Annotated in this window: 12 protein-coding genes; 3 read left to right on the plus strand and 9 right to left on the minus strand. The window is 54.6% G+C overall.

All coding sequences use genetic code 11. The annotated features are described in order from the left end of the window. Positions 1-96 precede the first annotated feature (96 nt). Positions 97-489 carry a 30S ribosomal protein S9 gene (rpsI, locus tag AUC61_RS05705; protein ID WP_002555064.1) on the minus strand — a complete coding sequence of 131 codons (393 nt, stop codon included), beginning with the start codon at positions 487-489 and terminating at the stop codon, positions 97-99. A 14-nt stretch (positions 490-503) separates the two neighbouring features. Next, the gene (gene rplM / locus AUC61_RS05710; protein ID WP_027900224.1) at positions 504-932 is read right to left on the minus strand and encodes a 50S ribosomal protein L13; all 429 of its coding nucleotides are present in this window, start codon (positions 930-932) and stop codon (positions 504-506) included. A 254-nt stretch (positions 933-1,186) separates the two neighbouring features. Here rplM and AUC61_RS05715 point away from each other — a divergent pair, with 254 nt between their 5' ends. Beyond that, positions 1,187-2,224, plus strand: coding sequence for an NADP(H)-dependent aldo-keto reductase (locus AUC61_RS05715; protein WP_243244896.1), 1,038 nt, complete (start codon positions 1,187-1,189; stop codon positions 2,222-2,224). 140 nt (positions 2,225-2,364) lie between these two features. On the opposite strand, the gene AUC61_RS05720 is transcribed toward AUC61_RS05715, so the two are convergent. After that, positions 2,365-3,501 carry an acyl-CoA dehydrogenase family protein gene (locus AUC61_RS05720; protein ID WP_243244898.1) on the minus strand — a complete coding sequence of 379 codons (1,137 nt, stop codon included), beginning with the start codon at positions 3,499-3,501 and terminating at the stop codon, positions 2,365-2,367. Positions 3,502-3,732: 231 nt separating this feature from the next. Between AUC61_RS05720 and AUC61_RS05725 the strand changes: the two genes are divergently transcribed. Next, positions 3,733-4,653, plus strand: coding sequence for a GlxA family transcriptional regulator (locus tag AUC61_RS05725; protein ID WP_243245312.1), 921 nt, complete (start codon positions 3,733-3,735; stop codon positions 4,651-4,653). A gap of 179 nt (positions 4,654-4,832) precedes the next feature. Here the strand turns inward: AUC61_RS05725 and AUC61_RS05730 are convergent, their stop codons facing one another. The 6 genes from AUC61_RS05730 to AUC61_RS05755 form a co-directional block, all read right to left on the minus strand. Beyond that, positions 4,833-5,264, minus strand: a complete 432-nt coding sequence (locus AUC61_RS05730; protein ID WP_243244901.1) for a hypothetical protein — start codon at positions 5,262-5,264, stop codon at positions 4,833-4,835. A gap of 351 nt (positions 5,265-5,615) precedes the next feature. Continuing rightward, entirely contained in the window at positions 5,616-5,993 is a 378-nt protein-coding gene (locus tag AUC61_RS05735) for a hypothetical protein (RefSeq protein ID WP_243244903.1), read from the minus strand. A gap of 50 nt (positions 5,994-6,043) precedes the next feature. Next, positions 6,044-6,877, minus strand: coding sequence for a lipid II-degrading bacteriocin (locus AUC61_RS05740; protein WP_243244904.1), 834 nt, complete (start codon positions 6,875-6,877; stop codon positions 6,044-6,046). 225 nt (positions 6,878-7,102) lie between these two features. After that, entirely contained in the window at positions 7,103-8,197 is a 1,095-nt protein-coding gene (zapE, locus tag AUC61_RS05745) for a cell division protein ZapE (protein ID WP_243244906.1), read from the minus strand. Positions 8,198-8,258: 61 nt separating this feature from the next. After that, complete coding sequence (locus AUC61_RS05750) at positions 8,259-9,608, minus strand: tryptophan--tRNA ligase (RefSeq protein WP_243244907.1); 1,350 nt, start codon at positions 9,606-9,608, stop codon at positions 8,259-8,261. A 24-nt stretch (positions 9,609-9,632) separates the two neighbouring features. Beyond that, positions 9,633-10,262 carry an alpha/beta hydrolase gene (locus AUC61_RS05755; protein ID WP_243244909.1) on the minus strand — a complete coding sequence of 210 codons (630 nt, stop codon included), beginning with the start codon at positions 10,260-10,262 and terminating at the stop codon, positions 9,633-9,635. A 145-nt stretch (positions 10,263-10,407) separates the two neighbouring features. Here AUC61_RS05755 and AUC61_RS05760 point away from each other — a divergent pair, with 145 nt between their 5' ends. After that, positions 10,408-10,845 carry a Z-ring associated ZapG family protein gene (locus tag AUC61_RS05760; RefSeq protein WP_243244911.1) on the plus strand — a complete coding sequence of 146 codons (438 nt, stop codon included), beginning with the start codon at positions 10,408-10,410 and terminating at the stop codon, positions 10,843-10,845. Positions 10,846-11,027: the final 182 nt, after the last annotated feature.

An 11,027-nucleotide genomic window follows, 5' to 3' on the forward strand; every position in this document is an offset into this window, starting at 1 on the left:
CGGAATGAGTCACGTTGTCACATGTATAATAGACGCCCACAAAAAAACGCCCAGCTCCGTGAGGAGGCTGGGCGTTCTTTTTGAACGAAGTGCGAATTAACGCTTCGAGTACTGCGGACGCTTACGCGCTTTACGCAGACCGACTTTCTTACGTTCAACTTCACGGGCGTCGCGAGTAACGAAGCCAGCTTTGCGCAGAGCGCCACGCAGGGTTTCGTCGTACTGCATCAGAGCGCGAGTGATACCGTGGCGGATTGCGCCAGCTTGACCACTTACACCACCGCCGATCACGGTGACGTAGATATCGAACTTCTCAACAGTTTCAGTCAGTTCCAGCGGCTGACGAACTACCATGCGGGCAGTTTCGCGACCGAAGAAATTGTCCAGCGAACGGTTGTTGATGGAGATGTTGCCGGTACCTGGACGCAGGAAAACGCGTGCGGTAGCGGTCTTGCGACGGCCAGTGCCGTAATTTTGAGTCGCCGACATAATCAACTATTCCGTTAAAACTTCAGTTCTTGGGGCTGCTGAGCAGTATGAGGGTGTGCAGTGCCCGCATAGACTTTCAGCTTACGGTACATGTCGCGACCCAGCGGGTTCTTAGGCAGCATGCCTTTAACCGCGGTCTCGAGCACACGCTCAGGAGCTTTGGCGATCAGCTTTTCGAAGTTGATCGACTTGATCCCGCCCGGAAAACCGGAGTGAGAGTAGTAGATTTTGTCGGTGGTTTTAGCACCGGTAACACGGATTTGCTCAGCGTTGATAACAACGATGTAGTCACCAGTGTCAACGTGCGGAGTGTATTCCGCTTTGTGCTTGCCACGCAGACGGCTAGCGATTTCTGTAGCCAGACGACCGAGGGTCTGACCAGCAGCATCGACTACGAACCATTCGCGCTTAACTGTTTCCGGTTTAGCAGTATAAGTTTTCATTATTTAGCCTCAGGGGCCGCCCTGATAAATTGAGACGGCGGATCTTACTGAATAGATCGTACTTTGACAAGCAGCATGTCAAAGGCAGCCGAGATACAGACGCTGCCGAGGGCTCGGGTCGGCGCATCTGTGGTACGGCAAAGATTTTCTCCGGCGGATGGAGCATCACTTCCACCGCAAAGAGCGCGGGATTATGCGGATTGCGAAATAAATTTCAACCTGCTTTTATGGTTCTCTTACCTGAGGAGAAGCAAATGGACTATCGCCAACTTGGCAGAACCGACCTGAAAGTCAGTGCAATCTGCCTCGGCACCATGACCTGGGGCGAGCAAAACAGCCAGCCTGAAGCCTTTGCCCAGATCGAACGCGCCAAAGAGGCCGGTATCAACTTTCTTGATACCGCCGAGATGTACCCGGTTCCGCCGACAGCAGAAACCTATTCCGCCACCGAAACCATCATCGGCAACTGGTTCAAGCAACAAGGTGACCGCGCCGACTGGATTCTGGCCAGCAAGATTGCCGGCCCAGGCAATGCCATCACCCATATCAGGGGTGGCAGCCTCAAGCACAATCGCGAGCATATAGTGGCGGCGCTCGACGCCAGCCTGGCCCGCCTGCAGACCGACTACCTCGACCTTTATCAGTTGCACTGGCCTGAGCGCAGCACCAACTTCTTCGGCAAACTGGGCTACACCCATAAAGAAGAAGACTTCACCCCGCTTGAAGAAACTCTTGAAGCGCTGGACGAACAGGTCAAGGCGGGCAAGATTCGCCACATCGGCCTGTCCAACGAGACGCCATGGGGCACCATGAAGTTTCTGCAACTGGCCGAAAGCCGTGGCTGGCCGCGGGCAGTGTCGATCCAGAACCCCTACAACCTGCTCAACCGCAGCTTTGAAGTGGGTCTGGCTGAAGTGGCCATTCGCGAACAGTGCGGGCTGCTGGCTTACTCGCCACTGGCGTTCGGCATGCTTTCAGGCAAATACGAGGGCGGTGCTCGCCCGGCCAAAGGTCGCCTGAGCCTTTACAGTCGTTTCACCCGCTACTTCAACCCGCAATCGGAAGCGGCTTGCAGCCGCTACGTTGCACTGGCTCGCGAGCATGGTCTGGAACCTACGCAGATGGCCCTCGCTTTCGTGACCCGCCAACCGTTCGTAACCAGCAACATCATTGGCGCCACCACTCTCGAGCAACTGGATAGCAATATCGCCAGCTTCGACCTGGAATTGTCCGACGAGGTGCTGGCCGGTATCGAGGCTATTCACAAGGATCACCCGAATCCCGCGCCGTAACACACAGTAGGCTTAGCGCTATATGGACCCGTGGGAGCGAATTCATTCGCGAAAGCGATCGTACATATGATGGGAATGCATCGAATGTATCGGCCCCTTCGCGAATGAATTCGCTCCCACAGGCTTAACTCCTCTGACTCTTACAAATTCCGGGCAATGATTTCTTTCATGATTTCATTGGTCCCCGCATAAATCCGCTGCACTCGGGCATCAGCCCACGCACGTGCAATCGGGTATTCCCACATAAATCCGTAACCGCCATGCAACTGCACGCATTCGTCGAGCACCTTGCACTGCAGGTCGGTCGCCCAGTACTTGGCCATCGCGGCAGTCGGCACATCCAGCTTGCCCTGTAGGTGCAGCTCCAGACAGCGATCAATGAAAACCCTGCCGATCTGAATCTCGGTGGCGATTTCAGCCAGCTTGAAGCGCGTGTTCTGGAAGTCGGCAATCGCCTTGCCGAAGGCCTTGCGTTCGCGGGTGTAATCCAGCGTCCATTGCAGCGCGGCTTCTGCTGAGGAAACGGCTCCGATGGCAACCGTCAGCCGCTCCTGAGGCAACTCCTGCATCAGGTAGGCAAAGCCCATACCCGCCTGCCCCAACAAGTTTTCCCTGGGAACACGCACGTCCTGAAAGAACAGCTCCGACGTGTCCTGAGCCTTCATTCCCACCTTCTCCAGCCGCTTGCCTTTAGCAAACCCGGGCGTACTGGCTTCCACCAGAAACAGACTGGTGCCCTTGGCCCCGGCAGACGGATCGGTCTTGGCGACGACAATCACAAGGTCAGCCAGATAACCGTTGGTGATGAAAGTCTTGGAGCCATTGATCACGTATTCGTCGCCATCCCGCACGGCGGTGGTTTTAACACCCTGTAAGTCTGACCCTGCACCTGGCTCGGTCATCGCGATCGCAGTGACCAACTCCCCCGAAACCAGCTTGGGCAGATACTTGAACTTCAATGCCTCACTGCCGTAATGCAGGATGTAAGGCGCAACGATATCCGAATGCAGGGAAAAGCCGATGCCCGTCAAACCTAGCCGACCGATTTCCTCGATTACCACGGTGCTGAACAGGAAATCTGCCGCCATGCCGCCGTACTCTTCAGGCAGGTGCGAGCACAACATGCCCTGCTCTCCCGCCTTGTTCCACAGCTGACGGTCGATGCAGCCCTGCTTCTCCCATTGCCCGTGAAAGGGCGCAGCTTCTTGTTCGAGGAATTTGCGGACGCTCTCGCGGAACAACTCATGCTCTGAACTGAATAAAGTTCTGGGGATCATTCGGCACCTGCCTGGCTGGGGAAGCCGGATCGTAAAGCCGGGATTGGCTTGCAGAGCCTATGCCCGCCACCGGCAAGAGGACACTGGACACACCCGCCAAAAAATAAGACGATCCAGCCGCTATCTGACTAATCTCCCATATAAGAACAACAGAATATGTCGACTCACGCCTCCGCGCCCTTGCGGCGCGTCAGCATCCTGGCCATTGACGGGGTGTTCGCTTCTACATTGATGCAAGCCAAGGATTTCTTTCACCTAGCAGCCCTGCGTTACAGCAAACAACTGGGCCAGGGCAGAGTTCCTGCGTTCGAAACGCGACTGGTCAGCCCCGACGGCAAGCCGGTGCGCAGCTTCAGCGACGTCGTACTGCCGGTCGACGGGGACCTCGACCAGAGTGACGTCATAGTAATCCCGGCATTCTGGGATAACTTCGACGCCCTTCGCTTGCGATATCCGCAAGTCATTCCGTGGTTACGTGAACAGCATGCCAATGGCGCAGTGCTATGCGGCGAAGCCAGCGGCGTTTTCTGGCTGGCTGAGTCCGGCCTGCTGGACGGTAAGGAAGCTACAACCTATTGGCGATTCTTCAACGACTTTGGTGAGCGTTTTCCGAAGGTTCTGTTGAATCAGGAGAAACACCTCACAGACGCCGATAATCTGTACTGCGCAGGCGGCACTACCTCAGCGTGTGACCTGTACATTTATCTGATTGAGCGCTTCTGCGGTGCCAATGTCGCGCAAGCCGTTGCCCGCGACATTCTGTATGAAGTACAGCGTAACTATGCGCCCGGCCGTATGGGCTTCGGCGGGCAAAAACTGCATCAGGACGTCGTGATTCTGCAGATTCAGCATTGGCTGGAAGAGCATTTCGCCGACAAGTTCCGCTTCGAAGATGTCGCCCGCAATCACGGCATGAGCATCCGCAACTTCATGCGCCGCTTCCAGACAGCCACCGGCGACAAGCCGTTACACTACCTGCAGCGTCTACGCATCGAAACCGCCAAAGGCCTGCTGTCAGGTACACGCAAGAGCATCAAGACCATCAGCTACGAAGTAGGCTACGACGACGCCAGCTTCTTCGCCCGCCTGTTTCGTCAACACACGGAGTTGTCGCCAAATCAGTATCGCCAGCAGTTTCAGCAGGCTGCTTAACGGTTATAACCAAGGAGCGAGCTTGCTCGCGATAGCGCTGTGTCAGTTGCATATTCACATGCAGACACAACGCTATCGCGAGCAAGCTCACTCCTACAGGACTAATGCACCCGTTAGAAGAGGATAATGGCGCTACCTCCCCAAAGGCTGACCGTATATGGCCAGCCTCTGGCGGTGAGTTATGAGCGAGTTGATTCAGTAAGCCTGGAAAACAACATCGGGGTTTGCAGGACGACCACGCTATAGATGAAGGCTGCCGCAATCGTTTCCCAGCCTTTCAAGTTGCACCACAAGCCAATAGCCACGAAACCTGCCGTAGCGAAAAGTGGAAGTTGCAAAATCACTACAATGAAAATCCTCGGCAATCTAAGTATTCGCCACCTTGCTATCCATATTGCAAGCACATACAAGATCACCGTCACAAACATCCAGGCTGACGCAATAACAAAGAGTGCGAATAGGGGCGGCATCGCATCCCCATCCTCAGGCCCAAGCTCGAGCCCCACTTTTATCACGTGGAAAGCTGCCATAATCGAAGCTGCACAGTACTCAGCCCCGATGATAAGCGCTGTCCAGAAAAATGATTTGCCCTTCATTATGATTACGCGCAATTTGCCACTCCGCTTGCTCACAATGCCCCCAGAAAACATGGATCGTTAACGGATATTTGACCAAACTTTTAATTATGCCAGTAGAAAGCCGCCCCAGACCAATAAATATAATCTGCAGGAGGAATACAATTAGACAACGACCATCATACTTGTAAGCCCTATCCTTGATAGCCTGCAGGAAATATCCCAGACGGGATAAAATCAAGCCGTAAAAAAGCCCACATCATGTGGGCTTTTTTTCAACACAGAAAGAAACTTCAGTTAATCAGTTAGCTGATAGAGCGCAACAAACCAAGCACACTCCATTCACATCCGCCCCTACTCGCCTAGCGAGTTCTAAGAGTGAATCGATCAGCGAGTGTCCAAAAGTCTGGAGATCAGCACTGGGGTCTGTAGCACGATCAGACTAGCAATACACGCAGCAGCGACAGCTTCTAGCGAGGCCAGATTTACCCAAAGCACTACCGCGAGCAGCACGGCTGTTAACAATACAGGAAACTGTAGGGCAACTACTATTCCAATTAGCAACCGCTTAGGAATTCTCCATCGCACCACCCATATTCCGAGCAGGTATAAAACCAGCGCCCCACCCCCAACGAAAGCGATGGCAATCATCTCGAAAAAGGACGATGGAAGCTCACCCATCTCACCATATAATTTAAAGCTTAACTTTAAATAATGAAACAGGGTCAGAACCATAGCGGCAACATATTCGACACCGATAATCATCGCAGCTCGAGAAAACGCTCTAGTCAATCCAGCTCGATCCTTGCCACTCATTAAAGCTGCCCACTCGCTGAAACTGAAATCTCTCCCGGTAAGCGAATTGTGAAAGGCTCTCTTATCAACGGTCTAAGCATCGCAGTTCCGAGTTCTGCCATTCCACTGCGATGAGTAGAACTATTAGCATCAAAAAGATCATCAAAAGCTTTCAACGTCCCGTTATTTAAAATCCAGGCACCGGATTGACTCTTTTGAAGTTCGCCCTGCGCTCTCAACGTGATATATCCCAATGCGCCACCCGTAGAATACGAGTCATCATAAGTATTATGTGATACCCGCTGATCAATTGTTGAATTACCGACTGGAGCTTGCCTGACGGCGTCCATAAAAGCCTGCTTGCTCGATAGGTCGACAGAAATACCCGTCCGATTAAGCGGGAAATCCATGGGCTCGCCACTACCGAACATCGCGTGTGTTAAAGCATGAATCGCCGTCAAATAGTCTCCGGAAAGCTGTCGATTACCCGGCGGATAAGGCATTGTGTCGTGAGGGTTATACAAAAATGGCACTGCGGTGTTACAGGCCTGATCATAGGCTGCTAATAGTGGTTGACCTTGTGCATGCAACAGATCCGCATAAGCAAGAATGCGCATTTCAGTCAATACGTTAATGTGCAATCCGCCAGAAGAATTCATCAGAGCCTGAAACGTCCCCCGCCAGTTCGGACTGCAATAGCCGTCACGCTTTTGTATCATCTGCCAGTTAAGCGGGTTGTTGACTCTATAAGGAAACTCCTCCCCCGATGGGCTATACCCACCACTGGTCAGACCGTAAGGATCGCCCCTCTGGGGACGCGCTCGTATAAAGGATGGAGGTAATTCAGTTGGCATTTTTAAATCCTTCGTAGTTTTAGTATTGAAATATCAGAAAAAAGCTCAAGTACCCCTTAAGCCATCTACCAATCAATCAATAGAATCCACGGAAGAAATACAATTAAACAACGCCGACTACGCTTGTAGAATTCATCCTCAATAATTGCAGGAAATATCCTACCTATAAAATAATGATCAAAAAAAAGCCCACATCATGTGGGCTTTGATCAATCATCCTGGCTATTACGGCTTATGCGCTCTGGACAGGAACTCATGGGACTGCATTTCGAGCAACCGGCTCAAGGTCCGCTGGAACTCGAAGTTCAAACGGCCGCCGGTATACAGGTCTTTCAACTCGACTTCGGCCGAGATGATCAACTTGACGTTACGGTCGTAGAATTCGTCGACCATGTTGATAAAACGTCGGGCGATGTCGTCGGTGGTGACGCTCATCTGCTCTACGCCACTGAGCAACACAGCGTGGTAGATCTTGCCCAGTTCGATGTAATCGTTCTGGCTGCGTGGGCCGTCGCACAGTTCACGGAAGTCGAACCAGGCCACGTCATCACAAGTACGCAGGGCACGGATTTCACGATTCTCGACCATCAATACGTCATTCTCGATGGTCTGCGCGCAATCCGGCGTCAGCGCCTTGAAGCTCTTGCGCAGACTTTCCTGTGCAGCTTCATCCAGCGGGAAGTGGAACAGCTCAGCCTGCTCAAGGTGACGCAGGCGATAGTCCACGCCGCTGTCGACGTTGACGATTTCGGTGTTCTGCTTGATCAGCGCAATGGCCGGCAGGAAGCGCGCGCGTTGCAGGCCGTCCTTGTACAAACCGTCCGGCACGATGTTCGAGGTCGCAACCAGCGTCACACCGTTTCTGAACAGCTCTTCCATCAGGGTGCCGAGGATCATGGCGTCGGTGATGTCCGACACGAAAAACTCATCGAAACAGATCACCCGCGCCTCATCGGAAAAGCGCCTGGCGATGATGGTCAGCGGGTTTTTCTCGCCCTTGAGGGTCCGCATCTCTTCGTGCACGCGCTTCATGAAGCGGTGGAAGTGAGTCCGAACCTTCTGCTCGAACGGCAGGGCTTCGAAGAAGGTATCAACCAGGTACGTCTTGCCCCGGCCTACCCCGCCCCAGAAGTACAAGCCCTTGACCGGCGCCTGTTCCTTCTTGCCGAACAGCTTGCCGAACATGCCCGGCTTGCTCTGATTGGCGGCCACCAGATCGTCATACAGACGCTGCAGATGACGCACAGCAGTTTCCTGCGCCGCATCATGGAAGAAATCAGGGCGTTTCAGATCAGCTTGGTATCGTTCTAGAGGGGTCATATTCGCTAACAAGGCAACAAAAACGGGCCGTCACTGTAGCGACGGCCCGACAGATTGGCAATCAATCCTGTTGTGGTGCGAGTGCCGACTTGAGGCTTTCTATGGCGGCGTCACGAGCAGCGGCGTCAGTGAATGCCGGACTGTCCGCCACACATTGGCCATCAAGCCACAGGGTGAAGCTGTCAGCCTCGGCCCGCACATCCAGTTCACCGCCCTGCTGCAATTGCTTGCTCACCGCACCTGCGGCTTTGCCATCGGCAAAATTGCGCGACAACAGCAGTTGCTCGCCATCCGCAGCCAGCAGGCGGAAGCGGAAACTTCCATCGTCTTCACGGAAGCTGACAAAGCGTGCGCCCTTGGCGGCTTTCTTCTTGCCCGTCTCGGCGACCTGAACGCCGCTACGGAAAGAGCGCAGCCCCACCGCTTCACGCAGTTCGCCGAGGAACGGCGTAGCGACCTTGCGAGCCTTCGCCGCGCCGGCCAATAGAATGTCCTCCAGGTCAGCAGGACGCTCGATCAAGCGATGGTAGTTCTCACGGGCCTCACCCAACTGCTGGTCCAGCAGCGTGAACAGACGATTTTTCGCCTCGCCCCAACCCAGACCTTGAAGCAACTCGGAACGGAACTCAGCGTTCTGCTCAGGCGTGGCAAACGCCGAATACAGGGTGAACAGGTGCGAGTTGTCTGGGTCCTTGGCTTCGCCTGGCGCTTTCGAGTCGGTGATGATGCGCGAGATTGCGTCTTTCATCTCTTTAGCGCTGCTGAACAACGGGATGGTGTTGTCGTAGCTCTTCGACATTTTGCGCCCGTCGAGACCCGGCAGCGTGGCGACGCTTTCTTCGATCAGCGCCTCAGGCATGACAAAGAACTCTTTGCCCTGGCCAAACAGGTGGTTGAAGCGCTGGCCAATGTCGCGCGCCATTTCGACGTGCTGGATCTGGTCACGGCCCACCGGCACCTTATGTGCGTTGAACATCAGGATGTCGGCAGCCATCAACACCGGGTAGCTGTACAAGCCCATGGTGATGCCCGCATCCGGGTCTTCGCCCGTCTCAACGTTCTTGTCCACCGACGCCTTGTAGGCGTGGGCACGGTTAAGCAAGCCTTTGGCTGCAACGCAGGTCAACAACCAGGTCAGCTCGGTGATTTCCGGGATGTCGGACTGACGATAGAAGGTCACGCGATCCACATCCAGACCGGCTGCCAGCCAGGTCGCAGCGATGTCCAGACGCGAGCGCTGAATGCGCAGCGGGTCATCGCACTTGATCAGGGCGTGATAGTCAGCCAGAAAGTAAAACGAGTCAGCATCGCTTTGGCGGCTGGCAACAATGGCCGGGCGAATCGCGCCCGCGTAGTTACCCAGGTGGGGCGTACCGGTGGTGGTGATACCGGTCAGGATACGAGTGGTCATGGCAGGTCGCTTATGGGGCTGTCATCAGTTCGAAAGGCGTGGCATGACCAGATCCTTGAGATCGGTCAGCTTGCCATGAAAAAAGTGTCCGCATTCTGCCACTTTCAGCAGCTCATGTGGGCGCGGCAACGCAGCCGACCAGTCGTAAACCAGTTGCGGCTCGACGACTTCGTCGGTCTCCGGCTGAATTACAGTCAGTGGGCAGTTCTGTGGCAACGGGTACTGCTCGTTCAAGCGCATGACCGCAGGCGCGACCATGAACAAGTGGCTAAGCTTGTGTCCAGCTGCTTCCAGACGACCGCCAAGGCTGGCGGCGACAAAACCACCGAAGGAAAACCCAAAAAGTGTCAGCGGCAGATCAGGGTGCTTTTCGAGCAGCCAGCGGGCGGCAGCCTGGGCGTCTTCGATTTCGCCAGGCCCTGCCTCGGACGTCCCGGCACTTGCGCCCACACCACGATAATTGAAACGTAATGTAATCAAACCCGCGTCGCGAGCCGTACGCTGCAGGGTTGAAACGACCTTGTTAAGCATGGTGCCGCCCTGAATCGGGTTGGGATGGCAGATGAGTGCCAAGCCTTTAGCGTCGGCCAAATCCAGATAAAGGGCTTCTAGTTGGCCCACCGGGCCATCGATCAATACAGGGGTTTCGCGCATGAGCAAAAAGGAACTCCGTGACCTCGCAAAGGGTCGACTCGTCTAGCTGATTGTCTGCCGATAGCATATCCGTGAACGCGTCGCGGTATACAGAGCAGGTTCGAGCCGTTAACGTAAAGCAAAGCCGTTTATAGAGGAAGGACTCGTGGAACTCTCGCTCTTAGTTTGGTTGTTGCCGACCATTGCCCTGGTTGTCGGTGTCGTCATCGGTTTTCTGGTAGCACGTCTGGTGCCCAACGCCGCCCCCAATGGAACCCAGCGCCAGCTGGACGATGTTCAGGAGCGTTTCGATACTTATCAGAACGAGGTGGTCACTCACTTCAACAGCACGGCTAATCTGGTCCAGAAGCTTTCGCAAAGCTATCAGGACGTGCAGGAACATCTTGCCGAAGGTGCCAACCGTCTGGCGACTGACGAGCTGACTCGTCAACGTTTACTGGCAGCCCTGCATCCTGAGGCCAATCAGGTACCGCGCGATCGTCTGACACCGCCGCGCACGAACGAACCACCGAAAGACTACGCCCCAAAGACCCCCAACTCGCCGGGCATGCTCGACGAGCATTACGGCTTGAAAAAGCCATAAGCGAAAGCTGAATCAGGAAAGCCCGCCATTTGTGAGAATGGCGGGCTTTTTTGCATCTGTACCCTCGTCGTGGGACCGGCTTCAGCCGGGAAGGCGGTATTTCAAACGATCAGTTTTCAACGACTGTAACGACCTCTTCGTGGCTAAAGCCGATCCACGGAGTTGCGTATATCCTGTGGGAG

The sequence above is a fragment of the Pseudomonas maioricensis genome, from assembly GCF_022790535.1.
Classification (GTDB): domain Bacteria; phylum Pseudomonadota; class Gammaproteobacteria; order Pseudomonadales; family Pseudomonadaceae; genus Aquipseudomonas; species Aquipseudomonas maioricensis.

Excerpts from the sequence above, each read along its gene's own strand:
- rpsI (WP_002555064.1), bottom strand. The coding sequence starts at position 489 with ATGTCGGCGACTCAAAATTACGGCACTGGCCGTCGCAAGACCGCTACC.
- AUC61_RS05755 (WP_243244909.1), bottom strand. The coding sequence starts at position 10,262 with ATGCGCGAAACCCCTGTATTGATCGATGGCCCGGTGGGCCAACTAGAA.
- AUC61_RS05715 (WP_243244896.1), top strand. The coding sequence starts at position 1,187 with ATGGACTATCGCCAACTTGGCAGAACCGACCTGAAAGTCAGTGCAATC.
- AUC61_RS05740 (WP_243244904.1), bottom strand. The coding sequence starts at position 6,877 with ATGCCAACTGAATTACCTCCATCCTTTATACGAGCGCGTCCCCAGAGG.
- AUC61_RS05735 (WP_243244903.1), bottom strand. The coding sequence starts at position 5,993 with ATGATTATCGGTGTCGAATATGTTGCCGCTATGGTTCTGACCCTGTTT.
- rplM (WP_027900224.1), bottom strand. The coding sequence starts at position 932 with ATGAAAACTTATACTGCTAAACCGGAAACAGTTAAGCGCGAATGGTTC.
- AUC61_RS05750 (WP_243244907.1), bottom strand. The coding sequence starts at position 9,608 with ATGACCACTCGTATCCTGACCGGTATCACCACCACCGGTACGCCCCAC.
- AUC61_RS05725 (WP_243245312.1), top strand. The coding sequence starts at position 3,733 with ATGCAAGCCAAGGATTTCTTTCACCTAGCAGCCCTGCGTTACAGCAAA.
- AUC61_RS05720 (WP_243244898.1), bottom strand. The coding sequence starts at position 3,501 with ATGATCCCCAGAACTTTATTCAGTTCAGAGCATGAGTTGTTCCGCGAG.
- zapE (WP_243244906.1), bottom strand. The coding sequence starts at position 8,197 with ATGACCCCTCTAGAACGATACCAAGCTGATCTGAAACGCCCTGATTTC.